The sequence below is a fragment of the Hydrogenophaga sp. IBVHS2 genome, assembly GCF_002127215.1.
In the GTDB taxonomy this organism is placed as follows: Bacteria; Pseudomonadota; Gammaproteobacteria; order Burkholderiales; family Burkholderiaceae_C; genus Hydrogenophaga.
The window spans coordinates 155759-175943 of record NZ_NFUT01000002.1 but is presented as its reverse complement, the minus strand read 5'-3'; the positions used below and the strand labels follow the sequence as shown (position 1 = coordinate 175943).

General features: G+C 69.6%; 18 protein-coding genes. 11 read left to right on the top strand and 7 right to left on the bottom strand.

Annotated elements, in window-relative coordinates; translation table 11 throughout:
* Positions 1-15 precede the first annotated feature (15 nt).
* Positions 16-897, top strand: a complete 882-nt coding sequence (locus CAP38_RS05590) for an EamA family transporter (protein ID WP_086119926.1) — start codon at positions 16-18, stop codon at positions 895-897.
* On the opposite strand, the gene msrA is transcribed toward CAP38_RS05590, so the two are convergent.
* Complete coding sequence (gene msrA, locus CAP38_RS05585) at positions 878-1429, bottom strand: peptide-methionine (S)-S-oxide reductase MsrA (protein WP_086119925.1); 552 nt, start codon at positions 1427-1429, stop codon at positions 878-880. The two genes, CAP38_RS05590 and msrA, sit on opposite strands and share 20 nt — an antisense overlap.
* 32 nt (positions 1430-1461) lie before the next feature.
* Entirely contained in the window at positions 1462-2352 is an 891-nt protein-coding gene (locus CAP38_RS05580; protein ID WP_086119924.1) for a LysR family transcriptional regulator, read from the bottom strand.
* Between the two features lie 99 nt (positions 2353-2451).
* Here CAP38_RS05580 and CAP38_RS05575 point away from each other — a divergent pair, with 99 nt between their 5' ends.
* The 8 genes from CAP38_RS05575 to CAP38_RS05540 all read left to right on the top strand — a co-directional run bounded on the left by CAP38_RS05575 (position 2452) and on the right by CAP38_RS05540 (position 12156).
* Positions 2452-3645: an acyl-CoA dehydrogenase gene (locus tag CAP38_RS05575; RefSeq protein ID WP_086119923.1), complete on the top strand. Its 1194-nt coding sequence runs from the start codon at positions 2452-2454 to the stop codon at positions 3643-3645.
* A 110-nt stretch (positions 3646-3755) separates the two neighbouring features.
* Positions 3756-4448 carry a TetR/AcrR family transcriptional regulator gene (locus tag CAP38_RS05570; protein ID WP_086119922.1) on the top strand — a complete coding sequence of 231 codons (693 nt, stop codon included), beginning with the start codon at positions 3756-3758 and terminating at the stop codon, positions 4446-4448.
* On the top strand, positions 4445-5590 hold the full coding sequence (locus CAP38_RS05565) for an efflux RND transporter periplasmic adaptor subunit (RefSeq protein WP_086119921.1): 1146 nt from the start codon (positions 4445-4447) through the stop codon (positions 5588-5590). The genes CAP38_RS05570 and CAP38_RS05565 overlap by 4 nt, the downstream gene beginning before the upstream one ends.
* Before the next feature lie 30 nt (positions 5591-5620).
* Complete coding sequence (locus CAP38_RS05560) at positions 5621-8773, top strand: efflux RND transporter permease subunit (protein WP_086119920.1); 3153 nt, start codon at positions 5621-5623, stop codon at positions 8771-8773.
* A gap of 42 nt (positions 8774-8815) precedes the next feature.
* The gene (locus tag CAP38_RS05555; protein ID WP_086119919.1) at positions 8816-9517 is read left to right on the top strand and encodes a protein-L-isoaspartate O-methyltransferase; all 702 of its coding nucleotides are present in this window, start codon (positions 8816-8818) and stop codon (positions 9515-9517) included.
* A gap of 11 nt (positions 9518-9528) precedes the next feature.
* Positions 9529-9879: a rhodanese-like domain-containing protein gene (locus CAP38_RS05550; RefSeq protein WP_086119918.1), complete on the top strand. Its 351-nt coding sequence runs from the start codon at positions 9529-9531 to the stop codon at positions 9877-9879.
* A 23-nt stretch (positions 9880-9902) separates the two neighbouring features.
* Complete coding sequence (locus CAP38_RS05545; RefSeq protein WP_086119917.1) at positions 9903-11258, top strand: TolC family outer membrane protein; 1356 nt, start codon at positions 9903-9905, stop codon at positions 11256-11258.
* A 19-nt stretch (positions 11259-11277) separates the two neighbouring features.
* Positions 11278-12156, top strand: a complete 879-nt coding sequence (locus CAP38_RS05540) for a hypothetical protein (protein ID WP_086119916.1) — start codon at positions 11278-11280, stop codon at positions 12154-12156.
* Positions 12157-12171: 15 nt separating this feature from the next.
* On the opposite strand, the gene CAP38_RS05535 is transcribed toward CAP38_RS05540, so the two are convergent.
* Genes CAP38_RS05535 through CAP38_RS05515 form a run of 5 tightly spaced genes read right to left on the bottom strand, consistent with a single transcriptional unit; the run spans position 12172 to position 17401 of the window.
* Positions 12172-13269 (bottom strand): rhamnan synthesis F family protein, encoded by a 1098-nt coding sequence (locus CAP38_RS05535; protein ID WP_086119915.1) that lies wholly within the window; start codon positions 13267-13269, stop codon positions 12172-12174.
* On the bottom strand, positions 13266-14540 hold the full coding sequence (locus tag CAP38_RS05530) for an O-antigen ligase (RefSeq protein ID WP_179188466.1): 1275 nt from the start codon (positions 14538-14540) through the stop codon (positions 13266-13268). The genes CAP38_RS05535 and CAP38_RS05530 overlap by 4 nt, the downstream gene beginning before the upstream one ends.
* A complete protein-coding gene (gene neuC / locus CAP38_RS05525; RefSeq protein ID WP_086121045.1) occupies positions 14533-15651 on the bottom strand; it encodes a UDP-N-acetylglucosamine 2-epimerase in 1119 nt (372 codons plus the stop codon). Before neuC ends, CAP38_RS05530 begins: the two co-directional genes overlap by 8 nt.
* 5 nt (positions 15652-15656) lie before the next feature.
* Positions 15657-16709, bottom strand: coding sequence for an N-acetylneuraminate synthase family protein (locus CAP38_RS05520; RefSeq protein WP_086119913.1), 1053 nt, complete (start codon positions 16707-16709; stop codon positions 15657-15659).
* Positions 16706-17401, bottom strand: a complete 696-nt coding sequence (locus CAP38_RS05515) for a cytidylyltransferase domain-containing protein (RefSeq protein WP_086119912.1) — start codon at positions 17399-17401, stop codon at positions 16706-16708. The genes CAP38_RS05520 and CAP38_RS05515 overlap by 4 nt, the downstream gene beginning before the upstream one ends.
* Positions 17402-17528: 127 nt before the next feature.
* Here CAP38_RS05515 and CAP38_RS05510 point away from each other — a divergent pair, with 127 nt between their 5' ends.
* Together CAP38_RS05510 and CAP38_RS05505 are read left to right on the top strand one after the other, a co-directional pair.
* Positions 17529-18926, top strand: a complete 1398-nt coding sequence (locus CAP38_RS05510; protein ID WP_086119911.1) for a 3-deoxy-D-manno-octulosonic acid transferase — start codon at positions 17529-17531, stop codon at positions 18924-18926.
* Positions 18923-20167, top strand: a complete 1245-nt coding sequence (locus CAP38_RS05505; protein WP_086119910.1) for a 3-deoxy-D-manno-octulosonic acid transferase — start codon at positions 18923-18925, stop codon at positions 20165-20167. The genes CAP38_RS05510 and CAP38_RS05505 overlap by 4 nt, the downstream gene beginning before the upstream one ends.
* Positions 20168-20185 lie beyond the last annotated feature (18 nt).

Genomic DNA, 20185 nt, shown 5'->3' with positions numbered 1-20185 from the left:
GGCCATGCTGCCGGCATGCCGCTGACCCATCTCCTGCTGGCCCTGTCCGTGGTGGCGGTCTGGGGCACCAATTTCGTGGTGATCCGCTGGGGCCTGGACGGCCTGCCGCCCTTCCTGTTCGCCACGCTGCGTTTTGCGCTCTCGGCCCTGCCCTGGCTGCTGTTCGTGCCGCGCCCGACCGCGCCGTGGTCCAAGCTGGCGGCGTTCGGGGTGCTGCTGGGCGTGGGTCAGTTCGGCCTGCTGTTCCTGGCCATCGACGGCCGCATTGCGCCCGGTCTGTCGTCGCTGGTGGTGCAGACCCAGGTGTTCTTCACCATCGGGCTGTCGATGTGGCTGCTGCGCGAGCGGATCCGGCCCTGGCAGATCGCCGGCCTGCTGCTGGCGGTGGGCGGCTTGTCCATCATCGGCTCGCACCTGGACGCCAGCGTCACGGCCGCCGGCGTGGGCCTGGTGCTGGGAGCGGCCTTCTTCTGGGCCTGCGCCAACCTGGTGGTGAAGTCGCTCGGGCCGGTGAACATGCTGCACTTCATGGTGTGGAGCAGCGCCTTTGCGGTGCCGCCGCTGCTGGCCATCTCGCTGGCGGTGGAGGGGCCGCAGGCCATCGGCCATGCGCTGCAACAGGCCGGTCCCGGCGTGTGGGCCAGCGTGCTGTGGCAGGCCCTGGGCAACACCCTGTTCGGCTACGGCGCCTGGAACTGGCTGCTGGCTCGGCACCCGGCCGCCACCGTCACGCCCATGGCCCTGCTGGTGCCGATCTTCGGCATGGGCGCCTCGGCGCTGGCGCTCGGCGAGGGCCTGCCGGGGTGGAAGCTGCTGGCCTGCGGGCTGGTGCTGGCCGGCCTGGCGGTGAGCGTGCTGTGGCCCCGCCTGCTGGCCTTCACTTCACGAAACGGCTGAAGGTCTGGCGGAACTTGGCCACCTTGGGTGCGGCCACCGCCATGCAGTAACCCTGGTAGGGGTTGCGCTCGAAGAAATCCTGGTGGTAGTCCTCGGCCGGCCAGTAGTTGGCCAGCGGCAGCACCTCGGTGACGATGGGACGCGGATAGACCTGTTCCTGCGTCAGCGCGTCCACGAAGGCCTGGGCCTCGGCGCGCTGGGCTTCACTGGTGGCGTAGATGCCGCTGCGGTACTGGGTGCCCACATCGTTGCCCTGGCGGTTGAGCGTGGTGGGGTCGTGGATCAGGAAGAAGATGGCCAGGATGTCGCGCAGGGTGATGACCGCCGGATCGAACTCCAGCCGCACCACCTCGTTGTGCCCCGTGTTGCCGGTGCAGACCTGCTCGTAGCTGGGCCGCTGCACATGGCCGTTGCTGTAGCCGGACTCCACATCGTTGATGCCGCGCACCTGCACGAACACCGCCTCGGTGCACCAGAAACAGCCGCCGCCCAGGACGATGACCTCGCGGCCGGCAGAAGGGGTGTCGCTCATGGAAGGCTCCGTGTGTGGTGGGGATCAGCCCGTCACTCTAGCGGCTGGGCCATGGCCCTGACGTGGTCCAGGAATGCCGTCAGGGCCACCGGCTCGCGCCCGGTCTTCCACAGGCAGCGGGTTTCGTAGTGGGGCGTGGGCCGGTCCAGCGGCACGAAGGCCGCACCGGCCAGGCCGCTCTGGCGCAGGGCGGCGGGCACCAGCGCCACCGCCAGACCCTGCGACACCACCGCCGCCACGCTCAGCCAGTGGCGCAACTCGTAGCGGATGGCCGGCGCGAAGCCGTGGTCGGTGCACAGCCCCAGCAGACGCTCGCGGTAGTCGGGCGAGACGGTGCGCGAGACCAGGGCAAACGGCTCGGGGGCCAGATCGGCCAGGTGGATCTTCCTGCGGCGGGCCAGCGGATGCGCTGCCGGCAGGCAGGCCACGAAAGGCTGGCGCGACACCAGCACGCTCGAGAATCCCGGCGGCACGCGCGGCGTGTGCACGAAGCCCACGTCCAGCCGCTCATGGCCCAGGTCCACCAGCTGCTCGGCCGAACTCAGCTCGTGAAGCACCAGCCGCAGGCGCGGGTGGTCGGCCTCGAAGCGCTGCAGCAGCGCCGGCAGCCCCAGGTGCAGCAGCGTGCCGGCAAAACCGATCTGCAGATGCCCCAGCAGACCGTTGGCCACATCGCGCGCCTCCTGCACCGCCTGCCCGGCCTGGTCGATCAGGGCCCGGGCCGCCGGCACGAAGGCCTGCCCGGCTGCGGTGAGCTGCACGCCCCGGCTGTTGCGCTGGAACAGCGCCGTGCCCACCGAGGCCTCGAGCTGCTGGATGTTGAGCGACAGCGGCGGCTGGGTAATGGACAGGCGCTGGGCCGCCCGGCCGAAATGCAGCTCCTCGGCCAGCACCAGGAAATAGCGCAGGTGGCGGAATTCCATCGATATGCCTTCTGTATGGATGAATACACCATCGATATTAGACAGGCATGCATGCTGGCCGGACAATCACACCCATCACATACCCCCCGGAGACACGACATGCTCGCACCCACCAAGGCCAAGGCCAGCTTCAGCTGGGAAGACCCGTTCCAGCTCGACCTGCAGCTCACCGACGACGAGCGCCAGGTGCGCGAGGCCGCCCACGCCTACTGCCAGGAGCGCCTGGCGCCGCGCGTGACCGAGGCCTTCCGCAAGGAGATCACCGACCCGGCCATCTTCCGCGAGATGGGCGAGCTGGGCCTGCTGGGCGTGACCATCCCCGAGGCCTACGGCGGCGCCGGCCTGAACTATGTCTGCTACGGCCTGGTGGCCCGCGAGGTGGAGCGGGTGGACTCCGGCTACCGCTCCATGATGAGCGTGCAGAGCTCGCTGGTGATGGTGCCCATCTTCGAATTCGGCACCGAAGCCCAGAAGCAGAAGTACCTGCCCAAGCTGGCGCGGGGTGAATGGATCGGCTGCTTCGGCCTGACCGAGCCCAACCACGGCTCCGACCCGGCCGGCATGACCACCCGGGCCCGCAAGGTGGACGGCGGCTACAGCCTCAGTGGCAGCAAGATGTGGATCAGCAACAGCCCGATCGCGGATGTGTTCGTGGTCTGGGCCAAGGACGACGAAGGCGCCATCCGCGGCTTCATCCTGGAAAAAGGCTTCAAGGGCCTCTCAGCCCCGGCCATCCATTCCAAGGTGGGCCTGCGCGCCTCCATCACCGGCGAGATCGTGATGGACAACGTGTTCTGCCCGGAAGAAAACGCCTTCCCCGAGGTGCGCGGCCTCAAGGGCCCGTTCACCTGCCTCAACAGCGCGCGTTACGGCATTGCCTGGGGCGCGCTGGGCGCAGCCGAGGACTGCTACTTCCGGGCCCGCCAGTACGTGATGGACCGCCAGCAGTTCGGCCGCCCGCTGGCCGCCAACCAGCTGATCCAGAAGAAGCTGGCCGACATGCTCACCGAGATCAGCCTGGGCCTGCAGGGCTGCCTGCGCCTGGGCCGGCTCAAGGACGAGGGCCAGGCCCCGGTGGAGCTGACCTCCATCCTCAAGCGCAACAGCTGCGGCAAGGCCCTGGACATCGCCCGCCTCGCGCGGGACATGATGGGCGGCAACGGCATCAGCGACGAGTTCGGCGTGGCCCGCCACCTGGTGAACCTGGAGGTGGTCAACACCTACGAAGGCACCCACGACATCCATGCCCTGATCCTGGGCCGGGCCATCACCGGGATTCAGGCATTCAGCTGATCCCTCAACCCCCGGGTGGCTTCACCCGGGCTTTACGTGGGCGACAGGGTGGCGACATCGCCGTCGTCGACCGATGGGCTATAGTTGCTGACCCACCGGTCATTAGACGTATGGCACCGCCCGCTCTCCCCTCCCCCACCACGGACGACACACCGCCCGTCCGCCAGCGCCGAACCCGGCGCAAGGAGGCACGCCCGGGCGAACTGCTGGAGGCAGCGCTCTCCCTCTTCGTCGAGAAGGGTTTTGCCGCCACCCGGGTGGAAGAGGTGGCCGCTCGGGCGGGTGTGTCCAAGGGCACGCTGTTCCTGTACTTCCCGAGCAAGGAAGAACTCTTCAAGGCGGTGGTGCGCGAGACGATCGCCGGCCGCTTTGCCGAATGGAACGAGGAGTTCGAACGCTTCGAAGGCGACAGCGTCGAGCTGGTGCGCTACTGCATGAACAGCTGGTGGGAACGCATCGGCCAGACGCAGGCCTCGGGCATCACCAAGCTGGTGATGAGCGAGGCCGGCATGTTCCCGGAGATCGCGGCCTTCTACCAGCAGGAGGTGATCCGCCCGGGGCATGACCTGATCCGGCGCATCCTGCAGCGTGGCATCGACCGGGGTGAATTCCGGGCCCTGCACCTGGATTACGCGGTCTATTCACTGATCGCACCCATGATCTTCCTGCTGATGTGGAAACACTCCATGTCGGCCTGCACCCCCAGCTCCGCCCCGATCGACCCGCTGAGCTTCATCGACACCCAGGTGGACCTGCTGCTGCGCGGCATGCTGGTCCGCCCCACGCCATCGACCCGCCCATGAAACGCCCCCTGTCCCGTTCGGCCAAGATCCAGCTCGGCCTGCTGGTGTTGCTGATCCTGGCGGTGGCCTGGGGTGTGGTGCGCGCACTGGACCGCCGGGCCACGCAGGCCAAGGCGGCGGCACTGGCCGCGCAGAGCCTGCAGACGGTGCCCACCTACCAGCTCGGCCCGCGCGACGTGATCGCGGTGCTGCAGGCCGATCTGGAGGTCACGGTGCCGGTGTCGGGCACCCTGAAGGCGGTGGAGACGGCCGCCATCAAGGCCCGCGTGGCCGGCGAGGTGCAGGGCCTGACGCTGCGTGAAGGCGACCGCGTGAAGGCCGGCCAGGAAGTGGCCCGCATCGACAGCACCGAGGCCCAGGCCCGGGTGCGTCAGGCCGAACAGCAGGCCACGGCCGCGCAGGCCCAGGTGGCCATTGCCCGCCGCACCCAGGACAACAACCAGGCGCTGGTCAAGCAGGGCTTCATCTCGCCCACCGCGCTGGACACCTCCACCGCCAACCTGGACGCCGCCGAGGCCAACCACCGCGCGGCGCTGGCCGCGCTGGACATTGCGCGCAAGGGGCTGCAGGACACCCGACTGCGCTCGCCGCTGACCGGCTTCGTGTCGGCCCGCCCGGTGCAGGACGGCGAACGCGTGGGCGTGGACGCGCGGGTGCTGGAGGTGGTGGACCTCAGCGCCTTCGAGGTCGAGGCCACCGTGGCGCCGGGCGCGGCCGCTCCGCTGAAGGCCGGTCAGACCGCGCTGCTGCGCATCGAGGGGCTGGTCGAGCCGGTGAAGGCCACGGTGGCCCGCATCAACCCCAGCGTGCAGGCGGGCAGCCGCAGCGTGCTGGTGTACCTGCGGGTACCGGCGGTGCAAGGCATGCGCCAGGGCCTGTTTGCCCAGGGTCAGGTGGTCACCGGGCGGATGCAGGTGGCCGCCGTGCCGCAGAGCGCGGTGCGCAACGACAAGCCCCAGCCCTACATCCAGGTCATCCGCGATGGCGCGGTGGTGCACCTGCCGCTGGCCGACGGTGCCACCGGCCTGCTGGACCGCGAGCCGATGCGCGCCACGCCCGACCTGGCCCCCGGCACGCCGGTGCTGTCGGTCACGGCCGGCCTGATCCGCGACGGCACCCCGGTGCGCCTGCCGCAGCCCTGACCCCCGACACGCACGGAACACGACAGCACCATGTGGTTCACCCAGGTCTCGCTGCGCAACCCGGTACTGGCCACCATGGTCATGCTGGCCTTCGTGGTGCTCGGCGCCTTCTCCTTCCAGCGGCTGCAGGTCGACCAGTTCCCCAACATCGACTTCCCCGTGGTCGTGGTCACCACCGCCTACCCGGGCGCCTCGCCCGAGATCGTGGAGTCCGAGGTCACCAAGAAGGTCGAGGAATCGGTCAATGCGATCGCCGGTGTCAACACCCTGACCTCGCGCAGCACCGAAGGCCTGTCGGTCGTGATCATCGAATTCCAGCTCACGGTGGACGGTCGCAAGGCGGCCGAAGACGTGCGCGAGAAGATCGGCATCCTGCGCCCGGTGTTCCGCGACGAGGTGGAGGAGCCCCGCGTGCTGCGCTTCGATCCGGCCAGCCGCTCCATCTGGTCGGTGGCGGTGATCCCGGAGGCGGTCAACGGCCGTTCGCCCAGTGCGGTGGAGCTCACCACCTGGTCGGAGCAGGTGCTCAAGAAGCGGCTGGAGAACGTGCGCGGCGTGGGCTCGGTGACGCTGGTGGGGGCCACGCGCCGGGCCATCAACATCGACCTGAATCCGTCCGCCATGGAAGCGCTGGGCGTGACCACCGAACAGGTCAACGCCGCCGTGCGCAGCGAGAACCAGGACCTGCCGGTGGGCACGCTCAAGACCGACCGCCAGGAGCAGGTGGCCCAGGTGCTCTCGCGCCTGAAGAACCCGGCCGATTTCGAACAGATCATCGTGGCCCGCCGCAACGGCCAGCCGGTGCGCCTGGGCCAGGTGGCCCGCGTGACCGACGGCGTGCAGGAGGTGGAGAGCCTGGCGCTCTACAACGGCCAGCGCACCCTGCTGCTGCAGGTGCAGAAGGCCCAGGACGAGAACACGATTGCGGTGGTCGACGGGCTCAAGGGTGCCCTGGATGCTCTCAAGGCCGAGGTGCCGCCGGGCGTGCGCCTGGAGCCGATCGCCGACGGCTCGCGGCCGATCCGGGTGTCGGTGCAGAACGTGCGCCAGACGCTGATCGAAGGCGCCATCCTCACCGTCCTCATCGTCTTCCTGTTCCTCAACTCCTGGCGGTCCACCGTCATCACCGGGCTGACGCTGCCCATCGCCCTGATCGGCACCTTCTTCTTCATGAACCTGTTCGGGTTCACCATCAACATGATCACGCTGATGGCGCTCACGCTGTCGGTGGGTCTGCTGATCGACGATGCCATCGTGGTGCGCGAGAACATCGTGCGCCATGTGCAGATGGGCAAGACACCCTATGCCGCGGCCATGGACGGCACGCAGGAGATCGGGCTGGCGGTGCTGGCCACCACGCTGTCCATCGTCGCGGTGTTCCTGCCCATCGGCTTCATGGGCGGCATCATCGGCAAGTTCTTCCACGAGTTCGGCATCACCATGGTCGCGGCGGTGCTGATCTCGATGTTCGTGAGCTTCACGCTCGACCCCATGCTGTCCTCGGTGTGGCACGACCCGGCGGTGGAACACCACGGCGGCGCGCCTGCAGCCCGCCGCACGCTCTATGACCGCACGCTGGGCCGCGTCACCGGCTGGTTCGACCGCTTCCAGGACGAGCTGGCCGACACCTACCAGTCCGCGCTGCGCTGGTCGCTGGGCCACAAGGCGGCCACCATGGCGCTGGCCGTGGCCACGCTGGTGGCCAGCCTGTTCGTGATCCCGCTGCTGGGCACCGAATTCGTGCCCAAGGCCGACTTCTCGGAAACCTCGGTCAGCTTCCACACGCCGGTGGGCTCGTCGCTGCAGGCCACCGAGGCCAAGACGCGCGAGGTGGAAGCCATCCTGCGCGAGTTCCCCGAGGTGAAGTACACGCTGTCCACCATCAACACCGGCAGTTCGCTGGGCGCCATGTACGCCAGCATCTATGTGCGGCTGGTCGACCGCAAGGACCGCAGCCGCAGCGTGGACGCCATGTCGTCGGTGCTGCGCGAACGCCTGCGCAGCGTGCCGGGCATCACCGTCACCCACGTGGGCCTGCTGGATGCGGTGGGCGGCAACAAGCAGATCGAGTTCTCGCTGCAGGGCGACGATCTGGACGAACTCGAACGGCTCACGAAGACCGTGATGGAGCGCATCCGCCCCATCGTCGGCCTGGTCGATCTGGACGCCAGCGTCAAGCCCGACAAGCCCACGGTGGACGTGGTGCTCAAGCGCGACGTGGCCTCCGACCTGGGGCTCAACACGCAGTCGGTGGCGGCCAGCCTGCGCACCTGGGTGGCCGGCACCACCGTGGGCAACTGGCGCGCCCAGAACGGCGAGAGCTACGACGTCAACGTCCGTCTGGCCCCGGAGAACCGCCAGCGCACCGACGACCTGCGCCAGCTGCCCTTCGTGCTGGCCAGCGCCAGCGACGGCAGCAGCCGCGTGGTGCCGCTGGGCCAGGTGGCCGAGCTGGTGGAGGCCACGGGCCCGAACCAGATCAACCGGCGCAACCTCAACCGCGAGGTGTCGATCAATGCCAACGTGTACGGCCGCTCGGCCGGCGAGGTGACGGCCGAGATCCAGAAAGTGCTCGACGGCATCGCGCTGCCGCCGGGTTACCGCACCGAGTTCGGCGGCTCCACCAAGAACATGCGGGAGTCGTTCGGCTACGCAGTCTCGGCGCTGGCGCTGGCCATCATCTTCATCTACATGATCCTGGCCAGCCAGTTCCACAGCTTCCTGCAGCCGCTGGCGCTCATGACCTCGCTGCCGCTGACGCTGATCGGCGTGGTGCTGGCGCTGCTGATGTTCGGCTCGACCGTGAGCATGTTCTCGGTCATCGGCATCGTGCTGCTCATGGGCCTGGTGACCAAGAACGCCATCCTGCTGGTGGACTTCGCCATCCGCGCCCGCGAAGGCCTGGACGGCCAGCCCCCGATGGAACGCGAACAAGCCCTGCTGCTGGCTGCCCGCGTGCGGCTGCGCCCCATCCTCATGACCACCCTGGCCATGGTGTTCGGCATGGTGCCGCTGGCCTTTGCCCTGACCGAAGGGTCGGAACAGCGCGCGCCCATGGGCCAGGCGGTGATCGGCGGGGTCATCACCTCGTCGGTGCTGACCCTGGTGGTGGTGCCGGTGGCCTACTGCTACCTCGACGACCTGGCCCGCTGGCTGCGCCGGCTCTGGACACCCCCCCGATAAAATCGTGGGTTCCCCGCTCAACATCGCCACAGGAGTACTTCGATGACGTCCCCCGCAGGACTGGGCCTCAGCCCGGAACAGGCCCGCTTCAACATGATCGAGCAGCAGATCCGCCCCTGGGAGGTGCTCGATGGCCGCGTGCTCGACCTGCTGGCCCGGGTGCACCGCGAAGACTATGTGCCCGAAGCCCACAAGGCCCTGGCCTTCGCCGACCTTGAACTGCCCCTGACGGCCCAGGGCACGGACGGCCCGTGCATGCTGGCGCCCAAGGTGCAGGCCCGCCTGCTGCAGGACCTGCAGCTCAAGCCCACCGACCGCGTGCTGGAGATCGGCACCGGCAGCGGCTACATGGCCGCCCTGATGGCCGGACTGGCCCGCCAGGTGGTGACCCTGGAGATCGACCCCGCCCTGGCCGACATGGCCCGCGCCAACCTGGCCCGCCAGGGGCTGACCCAGGTCGAGGTGCGGCAGGCCGATGCCGCCGCCCAGGACTTCGCGGCGTGCCGCCAGGGCGCACCGTTCGATGCCATCGTGCTGGGTGGCTCGGTGGCCGAGGTGCCGCCGGCCCTGCTGTCGCTGCTGGCCCCGGGCGGGCGGCTGGCGGCCGTCGTCGGTCACGAACCGGTCATGCGGGCCACCATCGTCACCCGCACCGGCGAAGCCGCGTTCCAGACGGCCCAGCCCTGGGACACGGTGGCCCCGCGCCTGCTGAACTTCCCTGCGCCCTCGCGCTTCCGTTTCTGAGTCAGACCGCCATGCAGTCCATCACCCCGGCCCAGCTTTCCCAATGGCTTGAACAGGTGCGTCAGGAGCGGCCCGACGGCCCCCTGCCGCTGGTGCTGGACGTGCGTGAACCCTGGGAACTGCAGACCGCGTCGGTCCGTCCCGACGGCTTCGAGCTGCTGCACATCCCGATGCGCACGATCCCGGCCCGGCTGGCCGAGCTCGACCCGCAGCGGCCGGTGGCCTGCCTGTGCCACCACGGCATGCGCAGCGCCCAGGTGGTGCATTTCCTGAACAACCAGGGCTTCGAGTCGGTGGTCAACATCCACGGCGGCATCGATCGCTGGTCCCAGGAACTGGATCCGGCCGTTCCCGTCTATTGATCGACCGTCTGCCAAGGAACACCATGAACCTGCTGTCCGTACCGTCCCTGCCCGTGCGCTCCGTGCTGCGGCAGATTGCCGCCGCCGGCCTGCTGGCCCTGGGTGGCGTCACCCAGGTGCAGGCACAAAGCCTGCTGGAGCTTTACCAGGCGGCGCGCGACTTCGACGCCACCTACCTGGCCGCGCGGGCCCAGTTCGATGCCAGCCAGGCCCAGGCCGATCAGGCCCGGGCCGGCCTGCTGCCCCAGGTGGGGCTGGGCGCCGGGGCCAGCTGGAACAACCGCGACAGCAGCAACAACCTGCTGGACGGCTCCAGCAGCAGCCGGACAGCCACCCTGTCGGCCAGCCAGCCGCTGTACCGGCCGGTGGCCAAGCTCACCGACGAGCAGGCCACCCTCACCCGCGACATCGCCCAGGCCCGGCTGACCCAGGCCGAGCAGGATCTGGTGGTGCGCACCACCCAGGCCTACTTCGACGTGCTGGCGGCCCAGGACACGCTGACCTTCGTGCAGGCCCAGAAGACCGCCGTGTCCGAGCAGCTGGCGGCCGCGCAGCGCAACTTCGAGGTGGGCACCGCCACCGTCACCGACGCCCGCGAGGCCCAGGCCCGCTTCGACCTGGTGGTGGCCCAGGAAATCGCGGCCGAGAACGACCTGCGCGTCAAGAAACTGGCCCTGGACCAGCTGGTGGGCCGCAGCAACACGGCGCCCCGCCCGCTGGTGCTGCCGGTGAACCTGCCGCCACTGAGTCCGGCCGATCCGCAGGCCTGGCTGAACATGGCCGGCGAACAGCACCCCAGCATCGTGCAGGCCCGGCGCAACCTCGAGATCGCCCAGCTCGAGACCGGGAAGGCAGAGGCCGGCCACAAGCCCACGGTGGACCTGGTGGCCTCCTACGGCACCAGCCGCGCCCCGTCGTCCATCCAGGGCATCCCCGGCAATGTGCGCACCAACACCGGCAGCGTGGGCGTGCAGCTCAACCTGCCGCTGTTTGCCGGCTTCGCGGTGCAGAACCGGATCAAGGAGACACTGGCGCTGGAGGAAAAGGCCCGCAACGACCTCGAAGGCGCGCGCCGCGGTGTCGACCAGGCCGCCCGCAGTGCGTTCTTCGGTGTGGTGTCCGGCCAGGGCCAGGTGAAGGCGCTGGAAGCCGCCGAGGCCTCCAGCCAGAGCGCGCTCGACGCCAACCGCCTGGGCTACCAGGTGGGCGTGCGCATCAACATCGACGTGCTCAATGCCCAGAGCCAGCTGTTCCAGACCAAGCGCGATCTGGCCCAGGCCCGCTACAACGTGCTGCTGGGCAACCTGCGGCTGCGACAGGCCGCCGGCGTGCTGACGCCGGACGACCTGCGACCGATCAATTCGCTGCTGTCGCAGTGACGCTCCCATCCCTGCATTCATGAACCCGTCGTCCCCCGGTGCTGCCTGGCAGTGCGTGCTGATCTGCTGGGGCACCAAGTACCCGGTGTCCATCGTCAACCGGCTGGTGCGGGCGATCGCGGAGCACAGCCCGGGCGTGGCCCGCTTCACGCTGCTCACCGACCGTGACCGCGAGGGCCTGGACCCCCGCGTGACCCCGGTGCAGATGCCGGCCTTCTTCCTGCAGCCCCCCCTGATGCGGGCCGGCTGCCAGGCCAAGCTGTGCATGTTCGAGCCCGGCGTGCTGCCCACCGACCTGCCCGCCATCTACGTGGACCTGGACACCCTGGTGTTCGGCGACCTTGGTCAGGCGCTGTCCCTCATGGACACGCCTCAGACCGTGGCCATGCTGCAGAGCGCCATCATCCCCTTCGGTCCGGTGGGGCGGTTCATCCACCGGCGCACACAGGGCCGCAAGTACGCACGGGGCAATTCGTCGCTGGTGGTGTTCCACCCGGCGCAGTGCCACTACATCGCACAGCGCTTCCGCGAACTCTTCGCGCAGCACCCGGATCTGGGTTACCGCCCGATGGCCGCCGACGAACGCTTCATCAGCTGGGCCGCCCAGCCCCACATGAAGGCCCTGAGCGGGCGGTTTGCGGTCAAGCTCACGCTGGAGTACATGTCGCGCATCCGGGTGTGGCTGTGGATCAAGCCGCTGCTGCCCTGGATCCGCGCGCGGCGCCGCCAGCAGGTGGCCGTGACCCTCAACGGCATCGACATCAAGCCCGAGAACCTGATGAAGCTGCGCGACGGCGACGTGGTCACCGACAACAAGGGCCGTGCCCTGATCTGGTCGGGCTGGACCCTGGGCGCCATGCGCCAGCGCATCCTGGATTTCTACGCCGGCGTGGTCTGAGCCCGCCAGGGCGCCTCAGGCCCCGGGCGTGCGCGCCCTCACCTCGGCCAGCACCACCTCGCCGGGGTGCGGCAGATCCCCGGCCGCCACGGCGCGCAGGTACTGCCGGCGCATGCGCACCTGCAACTCGCCCGCGTTCTTCTTGAGGTAAGGCACGCCCATCCACCGGATGGCGGCATAGCACAGGGTGGACACCGGGTTGCGGCGGTCGACCGCCGCCTGCAGCTGCGCCAGCGCCCGATCTCGCCAGCCCGGGGCCGATGGCGATTCGGCCAGCAGGGCATCGCCCTGGCGCTGCAGGGACTCGTCGGTGTAGGCCGCGTAATCCAGCACCTTGCGCAGTTCTTCGTCCGGCAGCCCGCGCAGGAGAGCCATCAGCCGATCCCGCGAATGGATGCCTTCGCTGGGCACACCGGCGCCCATCAGGGTGCGCGAGAAGCCCCGTTCGCCGCGCTTGACGGTGAGCACCTTGTTGCTGCTGCAGACATAGTCGCTCCAGTAGCGACGGAACACCTTCGACTGCCAGAGCGGGCGCTTGAAGTGGAAGAAATAGGACAGGAAGATGCCCGCATGCTCGGCGTCATGGCCGCCCGGGTCCACAAACCGGAAGGCGCCCGTGAACGAGGCCGGCGAGGCTTCCATGGCAGGCAGCAGGGCATCGCTCGGCACCACCGGGTACCAGATGCTGTCGTTGAGCATCACCACCTGCGCCGGCTCCACACCCCAGTGCTGCAGCAGGCGGATGCCATCGCGATAACCCCCGAAGTCGTAACCGAAATTGGGCCGTTGCACAAAGCGCCAGACCCAGGGGCGCAGGCGCTCGACATCGGTGGCCGTCACGGCGTGGTTGGCCACCAGCAGCACCGCGTGGCCCTGGCGGGCCAGGTGCTCGCAGGTCTGGCGGCATGAATCGCTCAGGCCCGCCGGCTGGAACACCAGGAAGATGGCCACCTTGTCGGTCAGCGGATGACCACCGTCCTGCACGTGGCAGTCGGCCGGAAAGCGGGCGTCCAGCCGGCGCTGGCGCCAAGGGCCGATCAGCCGCTCCGGAACGGCCTGCAGCTGCTGCTGCAGCGACGCCCATTCCCGACGCAGCTTCCACAGGGGGATCATGCGGTGCCGGCCCCGGCGGTCGGGGAAGGGCGGGACGGCCAGGCCGCCATCAGGAGCGGCAGCACGGTGGCGAACAGATGGCGCTCGGTCGTGACCCAGAACGGTCCGTTGATGAAGCCGTCCACGAGCAGCACCGCGAGGAATCCGGTGACCAGCGCGCGCTGCGCACCATGACTGCGCCACACCAGCGCCGCCAGACAACCCAGCACCCACAGGTACATCAGCAGGCCCGGCAGACCATGGTCCACCAGAAAGAACAGGTACTGGTTGTGCGGATGGATGCACGACACCGAACACTGGGCCCCGATCGAGTAGATGGCGGTAGACAGCACCCGGTAGCCGCCGGGACCGTGACCGATCCAGGGACTGTCCAGGAACATGCCCCAGGCGTTGCGCCACATGTCCAGCCGGGCGCCGATGGAGGTGGAGACCACACCGGCGCTGTCGTACTGGCGCGCCTCGGCCAGGGCCTGCGTGACCCTGGCCACGATCAGGGGCGAGCTGAAGGCCAGCACCACGGCACCCGCCACGAGCAGCACCACCATCGTCCAGCGGACCCGGGCGGATTCGATGGTCATCACCATGGCCAGCCCCATGGCAAGCACCGTGACCTGGCCGGTCCGGCCTTCCAGCAGGTGCGTCACGCTGAACACGCCCAGCGCGGCCACCAGCGCCCACCCCCATCGCAGCAGCGGCTGCTTCGCATCGATCGCCTGCGACACGACCCAGGCCACGAACACCGACATGGCCAGCCCCTGGGCGATGTAGTCGTTGAAGATGTGGTGGGACACACCGAAGCCCCGCTGGTACGAATCGGCCCAGGGGATCTGCACCCAGATGCTGGCGTAGGTCGAGCCCAGGGTGATCAGGCAGCCGACGGCAAACGCCCACCAGCCCCGCTGGCGCCAGCGGGCGTCGTCGAAGACGGTGAGCAGGACCAGCATCAGCGGCAGCTTGCTGTACACGTACAGGTGGGAGCCGATCACCTTGCGGTCGGCCTCGGTCCACGCCATGCCCAGCAGCATCCAGGCCGACAGCAACACCACCGGCAAGGTCAGCGGGCTGGCGCGCAAGGCGTCCCATTTGCGCTGCCAGCGGCCCGAACCGGCCCAGCCGATCAGCAGGAACAGGATGCTGATGTTGACCAGGGCGATCGAGGTCGGCACGCCCAGCAGCAGGCCCACCGCGGACCACCGCGCCATGCCGTCGAAGAAACCGGTGGCGCGGTCCAGCCAGCCGCGCGCGGGCCATGCCAGGGATGCATCAGTCATCGGCAAACACCTTCTGCAGCGGCCGCTCCCAGAACGACGCCTGCTGCAGCACCTGCACGAAACGGGCAGCGGCATCACCGGCGCCGAAGGTGGTGTCGGGCGCCAGGCGCCGCCCCCAGGATTCGGTCAGGAAGCGGTCGATCACATCGACGTCGAACGCCGAACAGGGTGTGATCGACGGGCCGCTGGCGCGCCGGTTCTGGCGGGTGCCCACGTCCAGGCTGGGCACACCCAGGAAGGGCGCCTCGCGCACGCCGGCACTGCTGTTGCCGATCATGGCGCTGGCATGGCGCATGAGTTCGCTGAAGTAGGCAAAACGCATGGACGGGATCAGGCGGAAGCGCTCGGGCGGCAGGCCCTCCAGCACCCGGAAGATGTCTTCGGTGCCGGGGTCGTTGTTGGGCGCGATCACCACGAAATGCCGCCCGCTGGCCTGCAGCCGGCCGAACAGCGACTGCGCCTGCGCGCCGATGCTCGCCGCCTCGGAGGTGACCGGGTGGAACACCGCAATGCCGTAGTCATCGAACGGGATGGCGTAGCGCTCCTTGACCTGCTGCAGCGTCACGCCGCTGGGGCGGGCATGGGTGTCGAGTTCGGGCGAGCCGATGTTGAACACGTTGGCCGCCGCCTCGCCCAGGGCCAGCACCCGCTGGCGCGCCGGCTCGGAGCTCACGAAATGCGCGCTGCACAGCTTGGTGTTGCAGTGGCGGATGGACTCGTCGATGGTGCCCGACACCTCGCCGCCTTCGATATGGGCCGAGGGGATGTACTTCATGGCGCAGACGATGGAGGCGGCCAGCGCCTCCACCCGGTCGCCGTGGATCACCACCAGATCGGGCCGGTGCTCGTGCAGGAAGTCGGAGAAGCCGAGCACCGTCTTGGACAGGATGAACTCCTGCGCATCGCCTTCGCGCTGGTTGTGGAACTCGTGGATCTCGGCCCCGGGAAAGCGCCGCACCTCCAGCCGCGTCTCGCCGTAGCGGCCCATCATGTGCATGCCGGTGACGAAGAAGCCGATGGCGAATCCCGCCTGCTGCGCGGCCAGGGCCAGCGGTTCGAGCTTGCCGTAGTCGGCGCGGGTGCCGGTGACGAAGAGCAGGCGACGTGCCATGGCCATCAGGTGTTGACCAGCGGAGCCACGCCGTCCAGATCGGACCAGCGCAGCTGCTGGTTGCGGCGCACCGAGCGGGTCAGGCGGGCGCCCACCAGGCGATCGAAGTGCTGCACCGAGATCTCGCCGGAGCCGGGCCGGCGGGCCCAGATGTCCTGCTCGGTGACGACATGGCCCGCAGGCAGGTCACGGTCGGCCACGATGGAGCCCCGCGCGAAGCGGTACACATCTTCCTCGGGCGCGGTGCGCACCTTGGGGTTCATGAGGGCGGTGTGCACCTCGCGCGAGCGGTCGATCAGGAAACGCAGCTCGGCCGGGTCCATGGAGCACGGAATGTCCGGGCCCTTGCGGTAACGGGTGTCGGTGAAGTGGCGCTCCAGGATGCAGGCGCCCAGTGCGACCGAGGCAATGGCCATCTCGGGGCCGATGCTGTGGTCGGAGAAGCCGATCACCGCCTTCGGAAAGGCCCGCCGCAGCTCGCCGATGCCCTGCAGGCTCACGATCTCCGGCGGCGACGGGTAGAGGTTGGTGCACTCCAGCAGCGCGTACTCGATGCCGGCCTGGTCCAGGGCTTCCACCGAAGGCCGCAGGCTGTCGATGGTCTGCATGCCGGTGCTCATGATCACCGGCTTGCCGAAGCTGGCGATGTGCCGGATCAGGGGCACATGGTTGCATTCGCCCGAGCCGATCTTGAAGGCCGCCACGCCGATCTCGGCCAGAAAGTCGGCCGCAGCGCGCGAGAACGGGGTGGAGATGTAGATCATGCCCAGCGACTCGGCGTAGCGCTTGAGCTCGATCTCGTCGTCCTTGCCCAGGGCGCACTCCTCCATCACATGCCAGATGGACTTGTCGGCGTTGGGCGGGAAGATGGCCTTGGCCTCGTCGGTCATCTCGTCGTCGACGAAATGGGTCTGGTGCTTGACCATCTCGCAGCCGGCCTTGGCCGCGGCCAGCACCATGCCCTTGGCCACTTCCAGGCTGCCGCCGTGGTTGATGCCGATCTCGGCCACCACCAGGGGCGGCTGGGTGGGAGAAATCTCGCGGTGTGCAATCTTCATGGGTGCTCCAGGGCGTGTCGGGCGAGCAGGCGCTCGGCCTGCTCAAAGTCGTCGAGGTTGTCGATGTCGTGGCTGCGTTCGGCCGGCATGGTGATCACGCCCACCGCATCGGCGGCCAGGCTGCCGGTGGCCACCAGGCGCGCGGCGTCGAACACATAGACGGCCCCATTCGGCCGCACCACCGGCGGCAAGGACTGGCGGTTGGCGAAGCAGTGCTCGGGGGCCGACAGCGGCACGAACCGCTGACCGTCCAGCCGGCCCCATTTGAGCACGCCCCGGTCGGCCTCGGTCACGCTCATCACCAGCCCGTAATCACCCGTGGCGAACAGCGCCAGCGCGGCGCGGATGTCGTCCGCCGTGCGCAGGGGCGAAGTGGCCTGCAGCAGCACCACCGTGCCCTGCACATCGCCCTGCTGCAGGGCGTGCACCAGCACCGGCGCCATGGGCACCGCGTCCCCGGCGAGTTCGGGCGGGCGGGGGATGCCATGCACCTCGGGAGGCAGCCCGGCCTGCAGCACCTCGGGCAGGTCGGTGGTGATCAGCACGCGCGCGGCTCCGGCCGCCAGGGCCTGGTCCAGCGCATGCCGGTACAGGGGCTTGCCACCGAGCGGACGCAGGTTCTTGCCCGGCAGGCCCTTGGAGCCGGCGCGCAAGGGAATGACGGCGGTCCAGGCCGGCAGGTCGAGGGGCATGAGGGAAGGTCCAGGGCGGGGGGCGCCGCAGCAGGGGCGTCGCAGGGCATAACTATACTGAACGGGCTACGGGCAAGACGCCTGCCAGCCCCACCCCACCCCCTGTGTCCGAACGGTCCCTTTTTTCATGACCCTTGCGTTGCCGTCGTCTGTCCGACCGTCGCCGTTCCGCTGGCAGACCCGGGTGCTGTTGGTCTTGTACGGACTGGCGTGGCACCTGATGCTGCCGGTGTTCCTGCTGTTCCTGTGGCGTCGCGGCCGCAAGGAACCGCTGTACCGCCGGCATTGGGGCGAACGCTTCGGCCGGGTCGACACCGCGCTGCAGCGGCCGGTGTGGGTTCACTCGGCTTCCATGGGGGAGCTGCGCGGTGCCGCTCCCCTCATCCGCGCGCTGCTGGCCGCCGGCTACCCGGTGCTGGTGTCCACCCTGACGCCGGCCGGTCGCACGGCTGCACACACCTTGTTCGCCGAGGACATGGCCGCAGGACGGCTGCAGGTGTGCTTCGTGCCGCTGGAGCTGGGCTGGGCCGTGCGGCGGTTTGTGGCCCACACCCGGCCGCGCGCTGCGCTCATGACCGAGATCGACACCTGGCCGGTGCTGCTGGCGGGCATACGCCGCTGCGGTGTGCCGCTGGGCATGGCCAATGCTCAGTACCCGCGCAAGAGCATCGAGCGCGACCGGCGCGTGGCCTGGGGATTCCGGGCCGACATCTTCCGGGCCTACGAACTGGTCATGTGCAAGTCAGAGACCCATGCACAGCGCTTCCGCGACGTCGGCTGCGAGCGGGTCGAGGTCGTCGGCGAGACCCGCTTCGACCTGCCGCCCAACCCCGCCCACCTGGCCGCCGGCCAGGCCCTGCTGGCGCCCTGGCAACTGGCCACCGGCGTGGTCGGGGGGCGGCCGGTGCTGTGCTTTGCCAGCGCCATCGTCGGCGAGGACGAACCCTTCATCGATGCCATTAGCCAGGTGCGGCAAGGTGTGGCCGCTGCCGGCCTGCCGCCGCTGCTGGTGGTCTATGTGCCGCGCAGCCCGCAGCGCTTCGACGCGGTGGCCGAGCTGCTGGGCGCAGCCGGCCTGCGGGTGAGCCGTCGCAGCCGCGACCTGGACGCGGCGCTGCAACCCAACGCCGACAGCCCCGACATGGCCACCGTCGATGTGCTGCTGGGCGACTCGCTGGGGGAGATGTACTTCTATCTGGCGCTGTCGCAGGTGGTGGTGGTGGGCGCATCCTTCGTGCCCATGGGCGCCCACAACGTGATCGAGCCGCTGGCCCTGCGCAAGCCGGTGATGGTGGGCCCCAGCATCTGGGGCATCGAGTACCCGGGCGTGGAGGCGCTGGAGGCCGGCGTGCTGCAGCAGCACATGGACATCCCGGGCCTGTCCCGCGCCCTGGTCGATCTGCTGACATCGCCCGAGCGGCAGGCCCTGGCCACCGCCGGCGCCGAAGCCTTCTACGCCGAGCACGGCGGCTCGACCCGGCGCCACATGGCGGTGCTCGGGCCCTGGCTGGAGGGCCGGGCATGACGCTGGCGCTGCGGGCCTACGTGGCGCTGTCGCACCTGCTGACCCCGGTGTGGCACCTGGGGCTCAGGCACCGTCTGCGGCGCGGCAAGGAAACCCCCCGCAGCGTGCACCAGAAGCTGGGCCACGAATACGCCGACCGCCCCGAGGGTCCGCTGGTCTGGGGGCATGCCGTGGGCGTGGGCGAAGCCATGGCCCTGGCCGGGCTGTTCGCGCGCATGGCACAGGCCCGGCCGGAGGTGCACTTCCTGATCACCACCACCGCCCGCACGTCGGGCGATGCGCTGCGCCGCACCGGCCTGCCCGACGGCGTGCAGCACCAGTTCGCGCCGGCCGACACGCCCGGTGCCGTGCACCGCTTCCTCGACCACTGGCGTCCCGACCTGGCCGTGTGGTGCGAGATGGACCTGTGGCCCACCCTGATCGCCGCCACGGCCGCGCGGGACATTCCCCGCGTGCTGGTCAATGCCCGGCTGAGCGACGCGTCGATGGCCAAGCGACGCTGGGGCCGCTGGATCTACCGCGCCTTGCTGCCCGGCTTCGACCGGCTGTTCGCGCAGAACGACACCAGTGCCGCCCACCTGGTGGCGCTGGGTGCCCGCCCGGACCGCGTGGCGGTGAGCGGCACCATCAAGTCGCTCACACCGCCGCTGGCCTGCGATGCCGACGACCTGGCCGCCTGGCTGGCCGCGCTGCGGACCCGCCCGGTCTGGCTGCTGGCCTCCAGCCACCCCGGCGAGGAAGCCCTGGCCCTGCAGGCCCACCGCGGTCTGCTCGAACGCCACCCGGATGCCCTGCTCGTCATTGCGCCACGGGCACCGGCCCGGGGCGCCGAAGTGGCCGCGCTGTGCCAGCCGCCGGCCCCGCTGCGCAGCGCCGGCGTGCACCTGCCCGACGGCGGCGCGGTGTACGTGGCCGACACCATCGGCGAGATGGGCCTGTGGTACCGGCTGGCGCCGGTGGCGCTGGTGGGCGGGTCCTTCGCGGCGGTGGGCGGCCACAACCCGCACGAACCGCTGGCCCTGGGCTGCCAGGTGCTGCACGGGCCGAATGTGTGGAACTTTGCCGAGAGCTACGAACAGCTCGACGCCGCCGGCCAGACCCTGCCGGTGGCCGATGCAACGGCCGTGGAACAGGCGGTGGAAGCCGCCTGGGCAGGGGCTGCTCAGGCCGGTCAGCCGCTGCCGGTCGACCCCCGTGCCACCGCCGTGCTGCAGCACCTGCTGGGGCTGCTGCCGCACTGACCCGGACGGCGCCGAACG

Bases quoted from the DNA above. Each gene is read 5' to 3' on its own strand.
- CAP38_RS05540 (WP_086119916.1), top strand. From the start codon at position 11,278: ATGAACCCGTCGTCCCCCGGTGCTGCCTGGCAGTGCGTGCTGATCTGC.
- CAP38_RS05560 (WP_086119920.1), top strand. From the start codon at position 5,621: ATGTGGTTCACCCAGGTCTCGCTGCGCAACCCGGTACTGGCCACCATG.
- CAP38_RS05535 (WP_086119915.1), bottom strand. From the start codon at position 13,269: ATGATCCCCCTGTGGAAGCTGCGTCGGGAATGGGCGTCGCTGCAGCAG.
- CAP38_RS05515 (WP_086119912.1), bottom strand. From the start codon at position 17,401: ATGCCCCTCGACCTGCCGGCCTGGACCGCCGTCATTCCCTTGCGCGCC.
- CAP38_RS05505 (WP_086119910.1), top strand. From the start codon at position 18,923: ATGACGCTGGCGCTGCGGGCCTACGTGGCGCTGTCGCACCTGCTGACC.
- CAP38_RS05545 (WP_086119917.1), top strand. From the start codon at position 9,903: ATGAACCTGCTGTCCGTACCGTCCCTGCCCGTGCGCTCCGTGCTGCGG.
- CAP38_RS05530 (WP_179188466.1), bottom strand. From the start codon at position 14,540: ATGACTGATGCATCCCTGGCATGGCCCGCGCGCGGCTGGCTGGACCGC.
- CAP38_RS05520 (WP_086119913.1), bottom strand. From the start codon at position 16,709: ATGAAGATTGCACACCGCGAGATTTCTCCCACCCAGCCGCCCCTGGTG.
- CAP38_RS05575 (WP_086119923.1), top strand. From the start codon at position 2,452: ATGCTCGCACCCACCAAGGCCAAGGCCAGCTTCAGCTGGGAAGACCCG.
- msrA (WP_086119925.1), bottom strand. From the start codon at position 1,429: ATGAGCGACACCCCTTCTGCCGGCCGCGAGGTCATCGTCCTGGGCGGC.
- CAP38_RS05580 (WP_086119924.1), bottom strand. From the start codon at position 2,352: ATGGAATTCCGCCACCTGCGCTATTTCCTGGTGCTGGCCGAGGAGCTG.
- CAP38_RS05555 (WP_086119919.1), top strand. From the start codon at position 8,816: ATGACGTCCCCCGCAGGACTGGGCCTCAGCCCGGAACAGGCCCGCTTC.
- neuC (WP_086121045.1), bottom strand. From the start codon at position 15,651: ATGGCACGTCGCCTGCTCTTCGTCACCGGCACCCGCGCCGACTACGGC.
- CAP38_RS05510 (WP_086119911.1), top strand. From the start codon at position 17,529: ATGACCCTTGCGTTGCCGTCGTCTGTCCGACCGTCGCCGTTCCGCTGG.
- CAP38_RS05565 (WP_086119921.1), top strand. From the start codon at position 4,445: ATGAAACGCCCCCTGTCCCGTTCGGCCAAGATCCAGCTCGGCCTGCTG.
- CAP38_RS05590 (WP_086119926.1), top strand. From the start codon at position 16: ATGCCGCTGACCCATCTCCTGCTGGCCCTGTCCGTGGTGGCGGTCTGG.
- CAP38_RS05570 (WP_086119922.1), top strand. From the start codon at position 3,756: ATGGCACCGCCCGCTCTCCCCTCCCCCACCACGGACGACACACCGCCC.
- CAP38_RS05550 (WP_086119918.1), top strand. From the start codon at position 9,529: ATGCAGTCCATCACCCCGGCCCAGCTTTCCCAATGGCTTGAACAGGTG.